The organism is Nostoc sp. JL34 (assembly GCF_017114945.1).
GTDB lineage: Bacteria > Cyanobacteriota > Cyanobacteriia > Cyanobacteriales > Nostocaceae > Nostoc.
This window is the reverse complement of record NZ_JABXKQ010000164.1, coordinates 33,899-54,607: the sequence shown is the minus strand read 5'-3', so window position 1 is coordinate 54,607 and position 20,709 is coordinate 33,899. Positions and strand designations below refer to the sequence as shown.

Sequence of the window (20,709 nt, the reverse complement as noted above, 5' to 3'; positions counted from 1 at the left end):
TCAAACGTAAAAGTCATCTAGATAAAATAATTAGGAGTAAGAGAAAACATGGCAACTCAAGCGACCGTAGTTACAGAGATTCTCAAAGAACTACAGCAATTAAGGGAACCGCTCGGCATTACCACAACAAAAACGACTGATGCAGCCGGGAACATCTTGTTTTCCATAAGTCTAGATCTCAACAACTTCTACAATAATTTCCTCGAAAAGAATCTTAGCTCAATTCAATCGGTGTTTAAGCAGTTAGATCCTGTTATCAAGCTTCTAACAACAGAAATTCCTATACTTTCTGACATCCCACAAGCTGTCAATGCGAAAATTGGTAATCTTTCTCTAGACCAAGACTCAGATCACAGTTCGATCAGTGTTCTCGATTTAATTGCATTCGCTGGAAAATATAGTGGAAACCCCGTTAACATTGGAGTAATTGATGACATTAGTAAAATTACCCAGTTCCTTAATCAAATCCATTCTGATGGGGACATCGATCTTGGCCAATTTAAAATAACTCCTCAGGGTGTATTTGATCCTCTGCCCCTTTCTAAGGATATTCCTAATCCTCATATTCCTGTTTCAGGACTCCCTAATACATTTAGTAGTCCTCTGCTTGACAATCCAAGAGACACTGTGTTTGCAATTTTGCAGAGTGATAAACCACTGGATTTATTCACCTATACACCACCTGAGCTAGAGCTAAATTCTGACCTACCTCCTATTGATGTTCCTATTGTTGGGCCATTAGGAATAACTGCTGATTTAGGTTTTAGCGTAGGCATTAAAACCGGATTTGGTTTTGATACATTCGCGCTAGAAAATGGCGGATCTTTTTCCGATGGCTTCTTCATTATTCCTGACACTCAAACTAGACTTTCTGGTGATATTACAGTCGGTCCTGCTATTACTATATCTGTTGCAACTATTGCTTCAACATTGACTGTTACGCCAGGGCTTACATTTAACCTTAACGATCCAAAAAAGGATGGTTTACGATTAAGTGAAATCAATGGTTTCGATCACATCTTTGAAAGGCCTGATTTAAGTATCGGTGCAAGTTTAGCAGGTGAGGTTAGGGTTTTAGGTGTTAATCTTACAGAAGATCTAAGATTTAACTTACCCAAACTTGAATTAGGGGAGTTTCCCCCACCAGAAGTTGACAAACTGATCGGGTATATTAAGCAAAGCTTATCCCTAAATGATGGATTGGTTGCGGCAATTCTGAATGAGGCCGGAGATTTAATAAGAGGAGTTGGAAAAGCAGTAAGGGAAACATTTAACAGTGCTGGCGATTTTATTAGAGAAGAGTTTAAAGATGGGGTACGTATTGCTAAAGAAATATTCAACAGTGCTGGTGATTTTACTCGAGAGCAATTTAATGATTTAGGGAGAACTACCCGACGGATCACAAAGCTTGCTGGTTCAGCAGCGCAAGAAGTTACTGATGAACTGTTTGATGCAGCGGGTAAAGTACTGTCTACCAATATCTTCCGCGCAGGGGAGTTCTTCGCAATCCGCAATGCAGAGGGGCTTTTTAATGCAGGGGGTGCTCTCATTAACGATGGTGGAGAGATTCTTAAGAGTGCGGCACAAGTTTTAAAAGAGAGAAAGGAACGACTCGCTCAAGGTGACCTTTCAGCTCTGAATCCCTTTGCCCTAACCGATGGAGGTACTCCTAGTCAACCATCAATTCCTAATAGGCCTAGTAGCCCCATTTTTCGCGATCCTCTTACTGGAGCCATATCGGTACAAACAGGTGCCGGAGCAGATGTGCTAGAGGGTACTGACGCAGGCGATGACATTCGGGCGGGGGCTGGGGACGATTTCGTTTCTGGAAACGGAGGTAGAGATTTTCTCTACGGCGAAGGCGGTAATGACGTTCTCAAAGGTGGTACAGGGAATGACACTCTCGAAGGCGGTACAGGGAATGACAAACTCTTCAGTGAAGACGGGAATGATCTCCTCAAAGGTGATGCTGGCGATGACGAACTAAGAGGTGGTGCTGGCATTGACCAACTCTACGGGGGTACAGACAATGACACTCTCAATGGCGATGCAGGGAATGACAAACTCTTCGGTGAAGCTGGGAATGACCTCCTCAAAGGTGATGCTGGCGATGACGAACTAAGAGGTGGCGATGATACTGACACTCTATACGGAGGTATAGACAATGACACTCTCAATGGCGATGAGGGGAATGACAAACTCTTCGGTGAAACTGGGAATGACCTCCTCAAAGGTGATGCTGGCGATGACGAACTAAGAGGTGGCGATGATACTGACACTCTATACGGAGGTATAGACAATGACACTCTCAATGGCGATGAGGGGAATGACAAACTCTTCGGCGAAGACGGGAATGACATCCTCAAAGGTGATGCTGGCAATGATGAGCTAGAAGGTGGTGACAACAGCGATCGCCTCTACGGAGGTATAGACAATGACCGTCTTTATGGCGGTGCAGGGAATGATAACCTCTTCGGTGAAAGCGGGAGTGACATTCTTAATGGTAATGCTGGCGATGACGAGCTAGTGGGCGGGGCTGAGGCTGATAGTCTATACGGCCTCCTATTTCACCTCTGCGACGCGTGTATCTGTTAGTCTGACAACGGGTACTGGTTGGGCTGGAGATGCCAAAGGCGATCGCCTCGAAGCCATCGAAAATCTAGAAGGTTCAGAATTTGAAGATTTACTCATCGGTGACGCTGGCAACAATATCATCAGCGGCTTGGGTGGCAATGACCTAATCTACGGTGAAGCAGGCAACGATTTGCTTGATGGCGGCACAGGAAGCGATCGCCTTTACGGTGGAGACGGTAACGACAACCTATATGGTCAAGCTGATGAAGACCTCCTCAAAGGTGAAGCTGGCAATGACAACCTGAATGGAGGAGACGGCAACGATCAACTCTACGGTCAAGACGGCAGCGACACCTTAAATGGCGATGCTGGTAATGACTATCTCGAAGGTGGCACAGGCGATGACCAACTTTATGGCAGCGATGGCAACGACCAACTTTATGGTCAGGAAGGCGATGACTACCTCCAAGGTGGCACAGGCGATGACCTCCTTGATGGTGGCATCGGCGAGGACTACCTTACTGGAGGAGACGGAGATGATCAACTTTATGGTCAGGCCGATAAAGACACCCTAAATGGCGGGTTGGGTAATGACCTGCTGGATGGGGGTGAAGGTAATGACCAACTCAATGGTGACGACGGTAACGATCGCCTCTACGGTCAAGTCGGTGAAGACACCTTAAGTGGCGGGTTAGGTAATGACCTCGTAGATGGGGGTGACAATAACGACCTACTTTATGGCAACGACGGTAATGATCAACTTTACGGTCAAGCTGGTGATGACAACCTCGAAGGTGGAGCGGGAAATGACGCTCTCTACGGAGGTACTGGTATAGATACCCTTTTAGGGCAAGCGGGTGATGACTACCTCGATGGTGGATTGGGCGATGACCTACTCAATGGCAACGAAAGTAGCGATCGCCTTTACGGTCAACAAGGTGATGACTTACTTAACGGCAATACTGGCGATGACTACCTTGATGGCGGGTTAGACAATGACGAACTCAACGGCAACGAAGGTAACGATCGCCTCTACGGTCAGCAAGGCTACGATATCCTAGATGGTGGCATTGGCGCTGACTTCCTGGATGGCGGCTCAGAGGATGACTATCTCTACGGTAGAGATGGTAGCGATCGCCTTTACGGTCAAGCAGGTCAGGACTATCTTGATGGCGGCAATGATGATGACCGTCTTGAAGGGGGAACGGGTGATGACCAACTCCTCGGACAGCAAGGGCGTGACTACCTCGATGGCGGCATCGGCGAGGACTTTCTCTATGGGGGCGATGATGCTGATAAGCTCCTAGGGCAGGCTGGCAATGACTACTTAGATGGTGGCTCTGGCGCTGATCAATTAGATGGTGGCGACGGCAATGACCAACTATATGGTCGGGACGGTGATGACACCCTTGATGGCAGTATTGGCAATGATTATCTTGAAAGTGGAAACGGCAATGACCAACTGACCGGAGGCAACGGTAATGATTTCCTCTACGGTCAAGACGGTAGCGACACCCTCAATGGCGGTACTGATAATGACAACTTATATGGTGGAGTCGGAGATGACAATCTCTTGGGAGGCGATGGCAACGATCTACTCTCTGCTCAAGAAGGAAACGACGTTCTTGATGCAGGTACTGGCGATGACTACCTAGATGGTGGGTTAGGCAATGACCAACTTCTAGCTGGATTAGGCAACGACCAACTCTATGGCGGTGGCGGTAACGACAGTCTTGATGGTGGCGCTGATAATGACTACCTAGAGGGTGGATTGGGTGATGACCAACTCATAGGCGGCGACGGTGACGACCAACTCTTTGGTCAAGAAGGTAATGACACTCTTACTGGAGGCAGTGGTAATGACAATCTTCAGGGTGGCGACGATGCCGATATCCTGAAAGGGCAGGACGGAGATGATTATCTTTTTGGTAATGACGGTGACGACCAGCTCTACGGTGGTGCTGGTAACAACTCACTAGAGGGTGGTGCTGGCAACGATCTGCTTTACGCCGATATCCCGCAGCAAGACGGAGATAATTATCTCTTGGAGCCAATCTACAACAGGGGTGGTAACGACTATCTTACAGGTGGCGGGGACAACATCCTGAATGGTGGAACAGGTGAAGATACATTATACGGCGGCAGCGGTCGTGATCTGTTTGTGCTGGCAAGCGAGTCTGGAAGTGACACAATTTTCAACTTTACAGTCGGTAGCGATTATCTGGGATTATTGAATGGTCTGACCTTTGAACAGATCACCATTACTCAAGGCATTGGTACTAATACCAGTGATACTCTAATCAGAAAACAGGATGGTGAAGTCTTAGCTACACTCATTGGAGTAGAAGCCAATACCCTTGGTCTGTGGGATTTCACTAATCTAGGATGACAATTACTCGTTCACTTGCTTGCAAGGTGTGGGAGGGAATTGTAACGATTATTATTTGAATCAGTTACACAGGTATGGGCGCACAGCTAGCTGTGCGCCCATATTCCATCTAAACCTCCGGGGTACTCCCCACAAAGCCAAGCGTATTGGCTTATAGAAAGAGGATAGGGGTACAACTGCCGTTGTACCCCTACAAATAATTAGTATTCTTTTCAATGGTTCAGCCGTTTAATCTTCGTCAAGGGCTGGGAAAGCTTCTTCAAGCTGCCACAACCTATCTTTATTTTCAACGAACCAAATACGAGTTTCTGGAGTTAATTTACTCCAAATGTCTTCAACAGGGATGTGAGGAGATGCATATTGGTACTGCTGACCAAGTAATTTGAGATTGTCCGCCACATCACGGGGAATTCCGAATTGTTCCCAGTCAACTGTGATACTTCTTCCCGAAACTCCGGCTGTGGGATCGAAAACCAATTGTGCTGATCTGACTAAATCAGCAAAGTGTTTCGGTTTGAGTTTGGTGATTTCCTGAATTTGGAGTGATTCGTTATGCTCTTGAGACATGATCGCCGCAGTGGTAAAGATTAGTGGTCTATTGAACTTACTGCCAGAGATTTTTATCCCAATATTTTTAGTTTAGCGCAGAGTTGATAACTTCATCATGACTAAGATTTGGGATTAGGGATTAAGTATTGGGAAGAATTCCGATTCCAGTCCTCAATCCCCAGTCCCTATTTTAGTGACGAGTGTAGGAATGCTCAAAGCGAGTTTTAAGTGTATGAGCCATAACAGACATGACAATTGCTGCTATGAAAACTGATATTGCTGCTATTCTGATTCTAGAATCATCTGCAAGTATCGCTACAGCAGCTAGAGCGATCGCTACCCCGATACAACCTTGCTTGACCCTATTTGTCACTTGATAAGCCTGATTGCAAGAATTGCAAATAAGTGTGTGTCGCGAAAATCTGTCTAGCAAAACTGGCTTTGAATTCAACTCGCCATTATCAACATTTTTCCATGTGGAATAACCTTGATAAAAAGGCAAAGATGACCCAAATTTATCTAGCCACTTGCGGTACTCAATTACTAATGTGTCAGATGTTTTCAGCGGCAAATATAATTCTTTGAGACTTCTTCCCAAGCGCTCAATTTCTGCCTGTTGTCCCGCAATCAGAGGCAAATCCTGCTCTAATATTTTGTTCGTATTTAAGTGATCGAGCCAGCGCGGCCTCAGCTTGACTCCCCAAGTCATGAAATTACGATAACCTCTAGCTAAAAGACGGCATCGCCCTTTACCTAAAGGAATTGAATACAAAGCTAGTCCAAATGTCCAATCTTTTTTTTCAATATAAGCAGTGTTCAGTACAAGACTTGGAGCAACAAAATCAACATACTTCCAGGCTTCATTTGAATTGTTAGCTCCCCGCCACCTGCCTTTAACCCCCTGAACCGAATTCTCTAGCACTTCCATTTCTAGCGGTTGGGCATTTTTCCGATTACCACCCCCTCTAGTGCCATTATGGCTAATAGCAACATGAGCAGGATCGATAACATTTTCGACTAGATATGTTTGGTCATAAGGCAGATCCAATATAAAGTCTGCACACACAAATCCTGACTTATCTAAATCTGGCAAAATTGGAATAATTTCATGAACAGCAGTTTCTTTTTCGCCAGCCCATACCCAAATCATGCCTTGACGTTCCACAACTTTAAAGGATGGCACGCAAGCATTGACTGGAATTTTTGCATCTGTTGGTAATTGGGGAATGTGCAGACATTGGCCATCACTGCCAAACTGCCAACCGTGATATAAGCACTCAATTTTGCCGTCAATAATTTGTCCTTCAGAAAGTTTGGCTGTACGGTGAGGACAACGATCTGCTAAACAGATAAATTGTCCATCTTTGTTTTTGAACAAAACCAAAGGTTCATCGTACAAGGAAAAGCTATGAAGGCGGTTAGCAGGCAAGTCTTGTACAAAGGTGACGGGATACCAGCATTGCCTCCAGTTAAATTCTTGCTTATCCTCAAGTTTCTCAAAAGTAGAAGTTGGTGGTGTCGCCTGTAGTGTTTCTGTTTCTAATGACATATTTTTCTCCAGGTTTCTATTATTTTATACTTTTGGATTAGCAAATCCTTAGTCCCAGAGATAGAAAATTTCTAGGGTAAAACTTCAAAAATCACCAAAGTAGAGCGGTGTAAATAATTCAAGATTTGTAGTGTTCGCGAAGCGTCTCACAGAGAGGGTTGAAGCCCTCTTATGAGGATTAAAGTCCTCACTACGAACTAATCTCAATATTTTTTATATTACTTAATCTAGTTTGATTTCTTCTCATCGACTTACTAATGAGCAAGAATTTTGAATAAGTCAAAGGTCATTTTGCTTGCGGAAAACACAAAAATCAGAAAGCAAATACAGCTTTTGAGTAAGTCAAACGTCATTTTGAGAAAGTAAACGGGTATTTTTATAAAACAATGACGCTTTTTGATGAAGTAATCAACAAATATACTTAACAATTCAAAATAGCGCCTGCACAAATAAAGTAGGCGCTCAAATGACTTAATAACTTTTCTATAACTTTCAATTAGTGATTTGTTTATAGAGGAAGGAATTGCCTCAGCTACTCATCTTCGATGAAAACTGTAACAGCAGCGATCGCAATCAACATTTCGTCATTTTTGTCATTGAGTTCGGGAATCGCTCGCCCTTGAACTATCATCCCCCCAGATTCTACGATGAGAGTTTTTTGCCCAAATGGTAGTACAGCTAGTACCTCTTCTTCTCTAACTTGTTCTGGGTATGGCACTGCTACCTGAACCTCTATAATCATTTGATTGGGATGACTCAAACCTGCAACTTCCCAAACACCAGGTAAGGCATTGTGAGCGATCGCATTCCGTACTGCCCTAGATGCTGCTACTGTCGGTTCTTGTCCATGCTGATCTATTCCCATTCCCATCTCGATAATCAATCGTTTACGCGCCATTAGCTACCTCCGGTAAATTTTGCACCTTTCACTTTATATAAATCACGAGTCAAAAGCCAGCATCTAGAATTCTCTGAATACTGACTTCTAACTCCCCAAGCGAGAGAATATATCTATGGCCTTCTAAAAAGGAGGCAAAATTAGTGGCAGATTCTGATTAGTTTTGGAACTTATGCCGACTGAGGTGATTTAGACCATCCGCTGCAAGCGACTCAAACGCTCTGAGTAACTTTTCATCACCTGTATCGCAAACATAGGTGTTTCCTGAACAGCAAAGAGAAACCCCTCTTCATCAAGGAAACCTAGTTTAGTATCCACTTTAGCAATAGCTGTGTAATTTCTATTTTTTACCCCTACAAGTATCCCAGCACCAAAAACTTCGCCCGTTTCAATGGTTTCTACAACCTTGCCATTGACTACTATATCGACCTCTCCTTCCAGAATGCCGTACATACTATCACCAGACTGTCCTTCTTCAAAGATGACTTCACCTGTTGAGAATCCTTTAGGATCGGGTTGTTTTTGAAAGATACTGACTGTTATTACAGGACTTAGCATTAGAGCAACCCCAAAATTTTTGGTTTTCAGACGAAACTTGTTGATAGCTTTAGGCGAACCCAAAAAAGTATACTACTTTATGTCGATTAACTCTCAATCTCCGCAAAATTTCTGATTAATCGTCTATAAACCTCTCCCTGGTTTTACAATGCAAAACCGTCCCTTTTCGAGTTGGCTACGGTGTACGCACAAGTCTTGCCGCAGCCCCATATCCATATCTTGATGAAAAACTCCACGCCACTTGCAGGATGGAGTTTTTGGGCATGGGGCATTGGTAACTTCTTCCCCATGCCCAATGACCCCAAGCGACGGGGCGACTATCCCTCTACAGACACCTGGGGATGGAGTTTCCCGTCACTTTCGATGAATCTCACACTGACAAAAATATGCGTAGAGGATTTGTTGCTCCCAATCGGAGAGAAATTTGAACGAAAATTCAAGGCAGGGAGAGGTTTATCGAACTCACGTTCAAATAGGGAATTTTGGTTTTCAGGCTATCTTCTATAATTAATAAAACCTATACACCTAATTCTAGGCATGAGACTGTGACCGAATCAGGAAGTTACAAAGATACTGTAAACCTACCCAAAACTAACTTTGATATGCGGGCAAACGCCATCAAGCGTGAGCCTGAAATCCAAAAATTTTGGGAAGAAAATAAAATTTACGATCGCCTCTTTGAAAATAACCCCGGCGAATTATTTATACTGCACGATGGGCCTCCCTACGCTAATGGCTCACTCCATATTGGTCATGCTTTAAATAAAATTCTCAAAGATATTATTAACCGCTACCAAATGTTACAAGGGCGTAAAGTTCGCTACGTTCCTGGTTGGGATTGTCACGGATTGCCAATTGAGTTAAAAGTTTTGCAGAACATGAAGTCAGCAGAACGGCAAAATTTAACATCTTTACAACTGCGGCAGAAAGCAAAAGAATTTGGTCTAGCTACGGTCAACGACCAGCGCAATAATTTTAAACGCTACGGTATTTGGGGTGATTGGGAAAACCCTTATCTAACTCTGAAGCCGGAATATGAAGCGGCTCAAATTGGCGTGTTTGGTCAGATGTTCTTAAAAGGCTACATCTATCGCGGTTTGAAACCGGTTCACTGGAGTCCCAGTTCTAAAACCGCTTTGGCTGAAGCTGAGTTGGAATATCCTGAAGGTCACGTTTCCCGCAGTATCTATGCAGCTTTTGCAATCATAAGTTTGGCTGAAACTGTAAAACCACTGTTGGCAGAATATCAGTCAGATTTGGGCGTGGCTATCTGGACGACTACACCTTGGACAATTCCAGGGAATTTGGCTGTGGCGGTAAATGCAGATTTGAATTATGCGGTGGTGGAAGTTTCACGCCCAGAAGCAGAGGCGCAGAGTAATTTCAAATACCTAATCGTTGCTGCTGATTTAGTGGAACGTTTATCTTCAACCTTGGGACTTGAGTTAACTGTAAAAGCCACGTTCAAGGGGAATGATTTAGAACATACTACTTATCGTCATCCTTTATTTGACCGCGAAAGTCCGATTGTTGTGGGCGGTGATTACATCACTACTGAATCGGGTACTGGGTTGGTACATACTGCTCCCGGTCATGGTCAAGAAGACTACATTGTTGGTCAACGTTACGGTTTGCCCATCCTTGCACCAGTAGATGACAATGGCAATTTTACCGAAGAAGCGGGACAATTTGCTGGGTTGAATGTGCTGGGTGATGGGAATCAGGCGGTGATTGATGCATTAGCTGCGGCTGGTTCTTTGTTGAAGGAAGAAGCATATCCCCACAAGTATCCTTATGATTGGCGGACGAAAAAACCAACGATTTTCCGCGCTACGGAACAATGGTTTGCTTCCGTGGAAGGATTTAGAGAAGAAGCACTTCATGCGATCGCCACGGTAAAATGGATTCCAGCCCAAGGTGAAAATCGCATCACGCCAATGGTGGCGGAACGTTCCGATTGGTGTATCTCTCGTCAACGCGCTTGGGGTGTACCCATTCCCGTTTTCTATGATGAAGCTACGGGAGAACCACTGCTGAATGAGGAAACTATCAACCATGTCCAAGGAATCATCGCTGAAAAAGGTTCCGATGCTTGGTGGGAATTATCAGTTGAGGAATTATTACCCGAATCCTATCGTAATAATGGCAAGTCTTACCGCCGGGGTACAGACACAATGGATGTATGGTTTGATTCTGGCTCATCTTGGGCAGCTGTCGTCCAACAGCGTCCAGAGTTACGCTACCCTGCTGACATATATTTGGAAGGTTCCGACCAACATCGCGGTTGGTTTCAATCCAGCTTGCTCACCAGTGTAGCGGTAAATGATATTGCGCCTTACAAAACTGTGCTAACTCACGGCTTCGCTTTGGACGAACAAGGCCGAAAGATGAGTAAGTCAGAAGGAAATGTGGTCGATCCAAATACAATCATTGAAGGCGGAAAAAATCAAAAAGTAGAACCGCCTTACGGTGCAGATGTATTGCGATTGTGGGTATCATCGGTTGACTACTCCGGTGATGTTCGCATTGGCAAAAACATCATTAAGCAAATGAATGATGTTAGAGGTAAAATTCGCAATACGGCGCGGTTTTTGTTGGGTAGCTTGGATGATTTTGACCCGGAAAAAGATGCAGTCCCCTTTGAGGAATTGCCAGAACTTGACCGTTATATGCTGCACCGCATCACTGAGGTATTTGAGGAAGTAACGGAAGCCTTTGAGAGTTTCCAATTCTTCCACTTTTTCCAAACAGTGCAGAATTTCTGCGTGGTGGATTTATCCAACTTTTATTTGGATGTGGCCAAAGATAGGCTGTACATCAGTGCAAAAGATGCTTTCCGCCGTCGCAGTTGTCAAACAGTGCTGAAGATAGCTTTAGATAATTTAGCACGAGCGATCGCACCAGTGTTATCTCACACTGCCGAAGATATCTGGCAATATCTCCCTTACAAAACACCTTACAAATCGGTGTTTGAAGCTGGTTGGGTGCAGGTAGAGGAAAAATGGCGTAATCCAGAATTAGCAGAATTTTGGACAGAGTTACGGAAAATTCGTGATAAGGTCAACAAAACTCTAGAAATATATCGATTGCAAAAGACAATCGGATCTTCTTTAGAAGCAAAAGTTGTGATGCATGTCTTTGATGAGAGATTGCGTCAACGTTTACAAGCTTTCAATCCCCATACTCACGGTTCATCTGAAAAAAGTAATGGTGTAGATGAGTTACGTTATCTATTTTTAACTTCTCAAGTAGAAGTGCCATTTGAACCCATTTCTAAGGAAGGAGAAGATGCTGACATATATTTTGAGGTTCACAAAGCAGATGGGCAAAAATGCGATCGCTGTTGGAACTACTCTACTCATGTGGGAGAATCAGCAGAACATCCCTTAATTTGCGATCGCTGTGTTGCAGCTTTAGCTGGAGAGTTCTAAAAGCAAAAATCCCACGGCGCTAGCAGACTAGAAGTCACTAACTCACCAAGCTAAATGCACTTTTAGCTTGGTGAATTCGGTTTACGCGGACTTCATATCATGTCCGCCTAATTAGTTATAATTTCCGCATCTGTGCAAAAACCAGGAAACCCTCTTTCCCCCTGCCCCCTGCTCCCCTGCCGTCTTAATGATAAGTCTTGAACCGGACACGATATCACCTGTGTAGCTGAGTTAGTGCGTTGAGTGGATTCCCCGACTTGTAGCCTTATTTTTAGGGACTTCTAACAAATAAATTATCCAATCTTGCAGAGTGGGCTGGAAAGCCCGCATTTGTCTACGGGCGGGCGAGACGCCAACTCCACAAGAAGTAATTGAGTATTTTTTATTTGGAAGTCCCTTACGTACTTTTTAAGTAATTTGAACTACATTACTCCCGACTCGGCACTCTTCCTCTGTGTAAATCAGGTTGCAGTCGGCGACTGAAATAGATATTTTGCGTAATACACATTCTGGTCATTTCGTACAGTGCGTAAGTCCTAAGTAGAATATACTTTTTAATAAAAAATTGGGTACTATTACTGAATTTTTTTAAGTATTTTCACTCTCCACTATTGAACAATAGCACCAATAAAATATATTATTAAGAAAATCTAAAGGTATGGATTAATACGTATAATGTAGATTAAAACATCCATTAAATCAATCAAAATTTAAGAGATACAGAGATATGTCAAATAAAGTTGCTAAAGAGTTGACAGATTTTTTGCTGCAAATAGAACAGCGATCGCAGTTTCATGCAGGCTATCCATATAATTTAAGTTGTGATTACAGTGCGATCGCCAAATTTTTCAACTTTATGTTAAATAATGCTGGAGATCCATATATTGAGCCAGATTTTGGTCTTCATTCTCGTAAATTTGAGCAAGAAGTATTATCTTTTTTCGCTCACCTCTATAAGATTCCAGAAAATCAGTTTTGGGGTTATGTTACTGCTGGCGGAACTGAAGGTAATTTATATGGAATATTCTTAGCAAGGGAAATTTACCCTAATGGGATTCTTTACTCATCACAAGACTCTCATTACTCCATACCCAAAGCAGCCAAATTATTCCGTATCCAACATAATGTTGTTAATTCGCAAATTCATGGAGAGATAAATTACGAGCATTTTGAACAACTAATTAGTGAAAATCGTAATTATCCAGCGATCATAAATTTAAATATTGGCACTACTGTCAAAGGTGCGATTGATAACTTAGACAAAGTTCTAGAAATTTTAGAGCGCAATCAGATTCAAGATTACTATATCCATTGTGATGCCGCCCTTTCAGGATTAATATTACCGTTTTTAGATGGCGCTCCACAAGTTAACTTTCAAAAACCCATAGATAGTATAGCTATTTCTGCTAAATTCATTGGTTCTCCCTTACCTTGTGGTGTTATTTTAACTAAGAAAAAATGGGTAGAAAAAGTTGAAACAGCAATTGAATATATTGGTTCGACAGATACAACAATTCTAGGTTCTAGAAACGGTCATACCCCTCTGATTCTCTGGTATGCAATCCAAACAAGAGGTTATAATGGATTAGCTAGAGAAGCAAAGACCTGTATTGATAATGCTCAATATCTTTTTCAACAACTGAAAATCAGAGAATATCCATGTATGCTCAATAATTTTTCCAATACCGTAGTCTTTCAAAAACCTTCTCAAAGGCTAATTAAAAAATGGCAGTTAGCGATTTTTGAAACCTGGGTACACATTGTAGTTATGCAAAATATTAATCGAGAGAAAATCGATGTTTTTGTTAATGAACTTTTGTTAGAAGAAGGGTTACTTAATAATGTAGAAGATTTCCATCTACAGCCAGTACGATACTAATATAGATTATCAAGTCAAGTTAATCGCTCAATTTAACAAGGTGTTTCTCTAAATAGAATTTAATTCCCTGATTTTATCTCTTTAAAAAATTTTTACGGCATAAGTTAGCCGCAAGTAATCTTTCTACTTCTGTACGTTCCATCGGTGGTAAGAAAAAATACCCTTGTCCATAATCACATTGTAGAGCCTTCAATTGTGCTAGTTGCTCTACAGTTTCTATCCCTTCTGCTGTTACAGACATATTTAAATTATGAGCCAATGTCACAATCGCTCGAATAATTTCTAAATTTTCTCCTCGACTACCTATAGTAGTGACAAAAGAGCGGTCAATCTTAAGTGTTTTAATTGGTAGGCGATGCAGATAACTCAAAGATGAATAACCAGTACCAAAATCATCCATGTGCATCTCGACATTCAGCGCTGTTAACTGAGAAAGCACAGTGGTAGCCAATTCAAAATTATCCATCAACAAGGTTTCAGTAATCTCCAATTTCAAATAGCATGGTTCCAGTCCAGTTTGCTGCAAAATATGTTTAACCTCTTTAAACACATCGGGTTGCGTGATTTGTTTACCAGAAAAATTTACGCTAATTGTCAGAGGTATTGAGGTAGGAAATTGTTTATGCCATGCGTGCATTTGGTGACAGGCTTCATAAAGCACCCATTGTCCGATAGTAACAATCATTCCAGTTTCCTCAGCTAGGGGAATAAAATCTTGAGGGGAAATAAGTCCTCGTTCTGGATGATACCAACGTAACAGTGCCTCAAATCCAATAATTTTGCCAGTTGTCAGTGAAACAATTGGCTGGTAATCAAGGCGAAATTCTTCTTGCTTGAGCAGCGCATGTCGCAGAGCAGTTTCTAACTCTAAGAGCAAAGCTGCACCCTCGTGCATCTTTGGATCAAAAACCTCATAACGTGCCTTACCAAGTGCTTTGGCACAATACATCGCCACATCAGCATCACGTAGAATTTGCGCTGCTTGCTCATAATCTGCTCTACTTAAAGCGATGCCAATACTAACATTAGTAAACACCCGATGCTCATTTAATTGAAATGGCAAAGCTAGAACCTTTTTAATTCGATCGGCGACCTGTATAGCAGTGCTAATATCCTCAATTTCCTCAATTAAGATTGTGAACTCATCTCCGCCAAAACGAGCAACTATGTTTCCGACTCGCAGAACTGACTTTAGTCGATGAGAAATTGCAATCAAAAGTTGATTTCCTAGTAGATGTCCAAGGCTATCATTAACAACTTTAAAGCGGTCTAGGTCTAAGAAGAGTACGGCAAATAAATAATTATTTTGCTGTTTAGTCTGTTCTATTGCTTGCTGCACCCGCTCCATAAATAATCGTTGGTTCGGTAATCCAGTTAGCTCGTCATGAAGACTATTGTGCAGTAATTGCTCTTGTACTTCTTGACGCTTGATAATGTCTTGTTGAAGTTGTTGATTAACTCTAATAAGTTCAATAGTACGTTCTAGTACCAACTGCTCAAGTTGATAACGGTACTGGACTAATTCTTCCTCTGCTAGCTTCCGCCTAGTGATGTCACGGACAATAACAACATACTCTCGTAGCTGCGAATTAAATGGCTGTGAAATAGTCGATTCAACAATTCGTAAACCTTGGTTAATTTTTAAAGTTTGCTCACTTCTAATAGACCATTGCTCCGGTTTGCCACGATAGCATATTAGGATTTGATTCAATTTCTGCCCAATTAACTGATGAACACTTATTTGAAATAATTCTTCAGCAGCAGCATTTATCTGAGAAATTGTCCCATTTTCATCTAAGACTAAAACAGTATCTGGAACGGTATCGAGAGTAGTGATAAATAAGTTTCTTGCTTGTTTGCGTGCCTCATCAATAGCAATAATTTGTGGTAAGGTTGTCCAGCAAGCGATCGCTACCCCGGCAAAAGAAAGAGTTACTAATAGAATAGCCAATAAAGAGTTTTGAGGATTATTAGAAAATCGATCTAAAAAATCGCGAATCACCCAACTGATTGTGGCAGTAATACAAATTAATGATACTAAAACAGTTACTTGTAGTACCACAAAGTCTGGATTGTTTCTACTAGAGCTAGTGTCGTAACGCTGTGTCCACCAGTTTGGGTGTAATGGCGCAAATCTGAAACGATGTAGCGATACATCTCCTATTATTAGAAGAATAGGCAATAATAATCCCACTAAAAAATCTCTCCAATTCCAAGCTAAACCTCCCACTATTAGAACTACCGCTTCTACCAAGAAAAAACCAAGTGACCACCAAGGCCATAACACATACGGTTTGCCCCGACACAGCCATAATCCCAGATGTAGTCCCATAATGGACATGAGATAACAAGTACCTGCTACTGTGACAAGTTGTGATACATTTCCCAAATTTAGACAAAGTAAACTGAGTAAAAAGGTAACTAAAATAGCTGGCCCAAGGACACCTTGACGAGAAACTAATGCAAATATGGGAGAAAGCTGTCTGTCTAAGGCAAGCTGGTATAATATGCGAGGAGAGTTGGAAACTGCCGTAGCAGAACTGAGAAGGCAAGATATAGTAATCAAAAGTGTTACTAGAAAGGAGGCAGACTCACCCCAAAAAGGCTTAGAAGCCGCTACCAGATTTAAGTACGCATCGTCACCTATTGTTGAATTTGGAGTCGAACACATTAATACCCAAGAACCACCTAGAAACACCGGAGGAATTAACCAAGCCGCTACCGTTAAGAACCTTAAAGTTTTATATGGGTGACGGCTATCAGCAACAAAAGAAGAAGTGGTTTCACAAGCATAAATTGAATAGCTAGCTAGAAAAAACCACTTTGCCCATTCTTCAAAGCTCAGGCTATTTGTACTAGTTGAGATAAATTTAAAACTAGGAGTTGAGAAGGCTAACCATAGTACGCCTTGAATACAAAACAATAACAGTAATAAAATCGCTGGGAATACAAAAAATAAATGTAGAAGTGCTAAAGCACGAGTGCCACTGAACGCTAAAATGAAAGGAATTGCTGTAAATACAACTTTTAAGAAAGTTTCTGGACAAGAAATACCTAATGTTTCAAAATTGACTTTAATTAGGTTGGTGAGAATAATCGCATACAGTGCTGGTGCTGCTGCCCAGCTAAAAAAGTATCCTAAGGCTACGTAACGACCTAAGCCAGGAAAATTCTTTAATAGCCTTGTAGTATAGTTTGGTGTTCCTCCAGCCACATCTGACCAATGTCTACCTAGCTTTTGTACCTGCAAGTTAAGCAAAAAGGAAATGATTGTGCCAAAAAACCAAACTAAGATAGCTTTAGACCCTAACGCTGCATGAATGATGGGGGCAGTACCAATCCATCCAACATGACCTGTTAACCCAAAGCCCCAGGTTTCGAGATAACTCAGAGTCCGTGGTAGGCGCATTAGCAAGTGCTGATTTTTATCTGCCGGTGCAGAATCTTTACTAACCATTGTTTCTTAGTGAAATTTACTGGCCTTTTCACTCAATAGCTGAATTTCGCTGCTTATAGCTTCCGTATAACTGCTGAACTTTAGGAAAGAATAACTTAGTTGTTACTGAATTTTGGATTTTAGATTTTAGATTTTAGATTAACCCCATGTCTGAGGTTTTTTCCTTGAATAAATAATTTTATCTTTGAGATTTTTTCCACATACCTTGCTTTTTACGGAGCAAGTATAAGTTATTTTTATTCAAACTTTGATAAGATCAAAAAATTCAGATTTCCGACTTATTAAATAAGTCGGAAATCGTATTATTCATGGATGATTAAGTAGGGCTATAGCTTTTGCAGCAACTCTTGAGTTAACTGAAAGAAAGCTTTTGAACCTGCTGATTGGGGAGCATTTAAAACAGCTGGCATAAAACTATCAACAGCCTTAGCAACATTGACATCAACTGGTATTTGTACTTTACAAATTTTTTCTACACCAAAATCTTCGACAACGCGGTGCATTACTTGTTTATAGTATCTACCAGTGAGCAGGTTAGCGCTGGACATACTAAATACAATTCCCAGCATTTTTATATCTATCTTGGTTTCATGTCCGTGACTGTCTTTTAATTGGGCAATCCGTCTTTCTAGCAGTTGAATACCCACTACAGATAATGGTTCGGGTTTAGCAGGAAGTATGTAGAAATCACTAGCAGCTAAAGCGCTACGAGTCAATAGATTATATCCTGGGGCACAATCGAGAAGAATAAAATCATATTCTTGGCGTACTGGTTTTAAGATGTTATTAATTAAGACCCTTTCAAAACGATTCCAGATTGTTTCAAAGTCTTGTTCACCCAAAGCAGTTGCTTGTTGATGCAACATTTCTGAAACCACAAATTCATCATACAAATCGATATCTCCCGGTAATAAATCCAGTCCTGGCAGATTACAAACCTGGGATTGAACAATATCCTGAATTGTGAGTTTTGCTTGTGGGTCTGGATTAATAACTTCGTCTATCAGATACCTAAATGTCTTGTTTTGTTTACGACGCTTGGCAAAATCTAAAGGCGACATCAAACTGAGTGTGGCACTAATTTGGCTGTCTAAATCAAGGACAAGCACCCGCTTGCCATGATTTTTAGCTAAACAGGTAGCTAAGTTGACGGTGAGGGTGGTTTTCCCAACGCCACCTTTCATATTTGCAGTAGCAATTACATATCCCATTGATTGAATCCTCTATTGACGCATTCCCATCTACTGGTTTGTTAAGAAAGAATTGAGGGGTGCGGATTGTTCGTAGTTAGCGCTAAAGCACAAACTACGAACCTATCAAATCAAACTTGACAGACTACTAGGTAGCGTACACCCCTCCCGATATCTTAAATCTTCCATTAAATTTAATATTTTCGGAAATTAAAAAGAGTGATTTCAGCAATATTGACTCGATTAAGGCAGCAACATGTAGTTGAATCTTTACCTGAAATCGGTCTCCCAGCATCTTTTACCCCATAATGCAAAATAGTTTAACAGCGTCTCATCAAAGCAATTATAGAGGTATTGACAAATACAGTAGTCCTAAATGAATTATGAGAAAATAATAGTGTTGTGAATATCACTAAGTATTGGGTGCAAAATGTGGATGCGTTCGCGTAGCGTGCCGGAGGCATTCGCTAACTGAATTGAACGAAGCCAAGCGATAATTTCGTGAAATCAAAGGCGCCTTTACACACAAACTTATAAGGTAATTAAAATGACTTACGATTCAGAAGATGTCCAACAAATCCTGCAAATAGCACTCACTCGTAAACAGGAAGGTGAATTTTCACGAGAACAGCTTTTAGAAATGGCATCTGAGTTAGGTATTTCTTCTAATATTTTGGAAACAACTGAACAAAAGTGGTTGGCTCAACAAGAAGAGGAAGGTTCGCGACACACATTTAATACTTTCCGACGCAGAGCCTTTTGGACACACTTTGTTTCCTTCCTAGCAGTGAATTTATTCCTCATTATCTTGAATTTAATCACTAGTCCTAGTTATTTTTGGGCTATTTTCCCAGTATTAGGATGGGGGTTAGGACTATTTTTTCATTGGTGGAGTGTTTATCACAGTAAATCAGAGGATTACGAAATAGCCTTTCAGAAATGGCGGACACAAATTTAACTTCCCTTTGCCGAGAAATCCTGGATATTCAGCGATCGCTTCGCTGTTGTCCAAATTTGTGCGTCCTTCTAGATAAAATCTTTCCGTGAACTACTCACACTCACCCTTTGAAGTGAGTGTGAGCTTCGCAATTTATAGGAAATAGTCTCTAAAACATCGCGAAAATAGGTAAATTTGGGGCAACCTTAAACTTGAGGAGTTCTATAACCACCTCCTTTGATCCTTGTGCTTGCCAATTTGCCAAAATAGAGCTGTAGGCTAGAATAACTACGCTTTCAGCATAGTTTGATTGCCTACACTTAGGAGCAAGGGTCGGCTGGTTAACAAGTAAGAGGAAGGGAGTATGGACAACAACAACTGGTTGCAACAGCTAATGATGGTGGGTCTTGGCACAACGTCTTTAGTAGCAGAAAAACTGCGGCAAGTCAGCGATGATTTAGTTAAAGACGGTAAGCTCAATCCTGAGCAAGCCAAGGCGGTAATAGATGATATTGCCCAGCAGTTAAAGTCGGAACAGGGAAACTTAGATGTTCAAGTGCAACGGCAAATGCGAAATATGATGCAGGATTTGGGGGTGGCTCGCCAGTCAGAAGTGGACGAACTGAGGGGTAGAATTGACCGTTTAGAGCGTCAAGTGCGCGATTTAGAAAATAAGCTTTGGCGTTAGAATGCCCTTTCTGATTTAAACTAAATGTGTCCTGTTGGTAATCTTTTTGCCAGGATACTTAAGTAAGGAGAACTGATTTTGAAACCAATTTTCCTCAGCGTGGCGTTCATGCTGGTGTGTGTTGTGCTTTTGGTTGTGGGGCAAGTAGGCAGTAAACAGAATACTGCCATTGCTGCCGAGTTAACCCAAACGCCGCCAGCGTCCACAACTGTAACTGAAAACAATATCTTAATTGCGAGTAATACTATGTCTGATGCTAATGCCGTAACCACTCCCTCTGGATTAAAGTATGTCGAGTTAAAAGAGGGGACTGGGGCGACTCCTAAACCTGGACAAACGGTTGAAGTTCACTATGTCGGCACTCTAGAAGATGGCACTCAGTTTGATAGTTCACGCGATCGCGGCCAACCCTTCAGCTTTAAAATCGGCATTGGACAGGTGATCAAAGGTTGGGATGAAGGAGTTAGCACAATTAAAGTAGGCGGTCGTCGTCAGTTAATTATCCCCCCAGAGTTAGGCTATGGCGCTCGTGGTGCTGGTGGTGTGATTCCACCCAACGCAACTCTGCTGTTTGATGTAGAATTGCTGGGAGTTAAATAGGGACAGGGAC

Annotated in this window: 15 protein-coding genes; 8 read left to right on the top strand and 7 right to left on the bottom strand. The window is 41.9% G+C overall.

Annotated features, from left to right (window positions below; all coding sequences use genetic code 11):
* The first annotated feature begins 48 nt into the window (after positions 1 to 48).
* Positions 49 to 2,595 (top strand): hypothetical protein, encoded by a 2,547-nt coding sequence (locus HWQ44_RS29925; protein ID WP_292725577.1) that lies wholly within the window; start codon positions 49 to 51, stop codon positions 2,593 to 2,595.
* Here HWQ44_RS29925 and HWQ44_RS29920 read toward each other — a convergent pair.
* Positions 2,563 to 2,691: a hypothetical protein gene (locus HWQ44_RS29920; protein ID WP_292725576.1), complete on the bottom strand. Its 129-nt coding sequence runs from the start codon at positions 2,689 to 2,691 to the stop codon at positions 2,563 to 2,565. The genes HWQ44_RS29925 and HWQ44_RS29920 overlap by 33 nt on opposite strands.
* 31 nt (positions 2,692 to 2,722) lie before the next feature.
* Between HWQ44_RS29920 and HWQ44_RS29915 the strand changes: the two genes are divergently transcribed.
* Positions 2,723 to 4,963, top strand: coding sequence for a hypothetical protein (locus HWQ44_RS29915; RefSeq protein WP_292725575.1), 2,241 nt, complete (start codon positions 2,723 to 2,725; stop codon positions 4,961 to 4,963).
* Positions 4,964 to 5,191: 228 nt separating this feature from the next.
* On the opposite strand, the gene HWQ44_RS29910 is transcribed toward HWQ44_RS29915, so the two are convergent.
* From HWQ44_RS29910 to HWQ44_RS29895, 4 genes are all read right to left on the bottom strand, one after another.
* Positions 5,192 to 5,530, bottom strand: a complete 339-nt coding sequence (locus tag HWQ44_RS29910) for a hypothetical protein (RefSeq protein WP_292725574.1) — start codon at positions 5,528 to 5,530, stop codon at positions 5,192 to 5,194.
* 172 nt (positions 5,531 to 5,702) lie between these two features.
* Entirely contained in the window at positions 5,703 to 7,061 is a 1,359-nt protein-coding gene (locus HWQ44_RS29905; RefSeq protein ID WP_292725573.1) for a Rieske 2Fe-2S domain-containing protein, read from the bottom strand.
* A gap of 532 nt (positions 7,062 to 7,593) precedes the next feature.
* A complete protein-coding gene (locus tag HWQ44_RS29900; RefSeq protein WP_292725572.1) occupies positions 7,594 to 7,959 on the bottom strand; it encodes a Lin0512 family protein in 366 nt (121 codons plus the stop codon).
* Positions 7,960 to 8,148: 189 nt separating this feature from the next.
* Entirely contained in the window at positions 8,149 to 8,517 is a 369-nt protein-coding gene (locus HWQ44_RS29895; protein ID WP_292725571.1) for a Crp/Fnr family transcriptional regulator, read from the bottom strand.
* Positions 8,518 to 8,697: 180 nt separating this feature from the next.
* On the opposite strand from HWQ44_RS29895, the gene HWQ44_RS29890 reads away from it, so the two are divergent.
* From HWQ44_RS29890 to HWQ44_RS29880, 3 genes are all read left to right on the top strand, one after another.
* Complete coding sequence (locus tag HWQ44_RS29890) at positions 8,698 to 9,024, top strand: hypothetical protein (protein WP_292725570.1); 327 nt, start codon at positions 8,698 to 8,700, stop codon at positions 9,022 to 9,024.
* Positions 9,025 to 9,062: 38 nt separating this feature from the next.
* Complete coding sequence (gene ileS / locus HWQ44_RS29885; protein ID WP_292725569.1) at positions 9,063 to 11,948, top strand: isoleucine--tRNA ligase; 2,886 nt, start codon at positions 9,063 to 9,065, stop codon at positions 11,946 to 11,948.
* Positions 11,949 to 12,675: 727 nt separating this feature from the next.
* Positions 12,676 to 13,827 (top strand): histidine decarboxylase, encoded by a 1,152-nt coding sequence (locus HWQ44_RS29880; protein WP_292725568.1) that lies wholly within the window; start codon positions 12,676 to 12,678, stop codon positions 13,825 to 13,827.
* A 73-nt stretch (positions 13,828 to 13,900) separates the two neighbouring features.
* Here the strand turns inward: HWQ44_RS29880 and HWQ44_RS29875 are convergent, their stop codons facing one another.
* Together HWQ44_RS29875 and HWQ44_RS29870 are read right to left on the bottom strand one after the other, a co-directional pair.
* Positions 13,901 to 17,284, bottom strand: a complete 3,384-nt coding sequence (locus HWQ44_RS29875) for an amino acid permease (RefSeq protein WP_292725567.1) — start codon at positions 17,282 to 17,284, stop codon at positions 13,901 to 13,903.
* Positions 17,285 to 17,610: 326 nt separating this feature from the next.
* Positions 17,611 to 18,495, bottom strand: a complete 885-nt coding sequence (locus HWQ44_RS29870; protein WP_292725566.1) for a ParA family protein — start codon at positions 18,493 to 18,495, stop codon at positions 17,611 to 17,613.
* Between the two features lie 526 nt (positions 18,496 to 19,021).
* On the opposite strand from HWQ44_RS29870, the gene HWQ44_RS29865 reads away from it, so the two are divergent.
* The 3 genes from HWQ44_RS29865 (at position 19,022) to HWQ44_RS29855 (ending at position 20,699) form a co-directional block, all read left to right on the top strand.
* On the top strand, positions 19,022 to 19,432 hold the full coding sequence (locus HWQ44_RS29865; RefSeq protein ID WP_292725565.1) for a 2TM domain-containing protein: 411 nt from the start codon (positions 19,022 to 19,024) through the stop codon (positions 19,430 to 19,432).
* Positions 19,433 to 19,775: 343 nt separating this feature from the next.
* Entirely contained in the window at positions 19,776 to 20,099 is a 324-nt protein-coding gene (locus HWQ44_RS29860; protein WP_292725564.1) for a phasin family protein, read from the top strand.
* A 78-nt stretch (positions 20,100 to 20,177) separates the two neighbouring features.
* Positions 20,178 to 20,699: an FKBP-type peptidyl-prolyl cis-trans isomerase gene (locus tag HWQ44_RS29855; RefSeq protein WP_292725563.1), complete on the top strand. Its 522-nt coding sequence runs from the start codon at positions 20,178 to 20,180 to the stop codon at positions 20,697 to 20,699.
* Positions 20,700 to 20,709: the final 10 nt, after the last annotated feature.

Excerpts from the sequence above, each read along its gene's own strand:
- HWQ44_RS29865 (WP_292725565.1), top strand. The coding sequence starts at position 19,022 with ATGACTTACGATTCAGAAGATGTCCAACAAATCCTGCAAATAGCACTC.
- HWQ44_RS29900 (WP_292725572.1), bottom strand. The coding sequence starts at position 7,959 with ATGGCGCGTAAACGATTGATTATCGAGATGGGAATGGGAATAGATCAG.
- HWQ44_RS29880 (WP_292725568.1), top strand. The coding sequence starts at position 12,676 with ATGTCAAATAAAGTTGCTAAAGAGTTGACAGATTTTTTGCTGCAAATA.
- HWQ44_RS29910 (WP_292725574.1), bottom strand. The coding sequence starts at position 5,530 with ATGTCTCAAGAGCATAACGAATCACTCCAAATTCAGGAAATCACCAAA.
- HWQ44_RS29895 (WP_292725571.1), bottom strand. The coding sequence starts at position 8,517 with ATGCTAAGTCCTGTAATAACAGTCAGTATCTTTCAAAAACAACCCGAT.
- HWQ44_RS29860 (WP_292725564.1), top strand. The coding sequence starts at position 19,776 with ATGGACAACAACAACTGGTTGCAACAGCTAATGATGGTGGGTCTTGGC.
- HWQ44_RS29920 (WP_292725576.1), bottom strand. The coding sequence starts at position 2,691 with ATGAGTAAATCTTCAAATTCTGAACCTTCTAGATTTTCGATGGCTTCG.
- HWQ44_RS29870 (WP_292725566.1), bottom strand. The coding sequence starts at position 18,495 with ATGGGATATGTAATTGCTACTGCAAATATGAAAGGTGGCGTTGGGAAA.
- HWQ44_RS29925 (WP_292725577.1), top strand. The coding sequence starts at position 49 with ATGGCAACTCAAGCGACCGTAGTTACAGAGATTCTCAAAGAACTACAG.
- HWQ44_RS29905 (WP_292725573.1), bottom strand. The coding sequence starts at position 7,061 with ATGTCATTAGAAACAGAAACACTACAGGCGACACCACCAACTTCTACT.
- HWQ44_RS29875 (WP_292725567.1), bottom strand. The coding sequence starts at position 17,284 with ATGGTTAGTAAAGATTCTGCACCGGCAGATAAAAATCAGCACTTGCTA.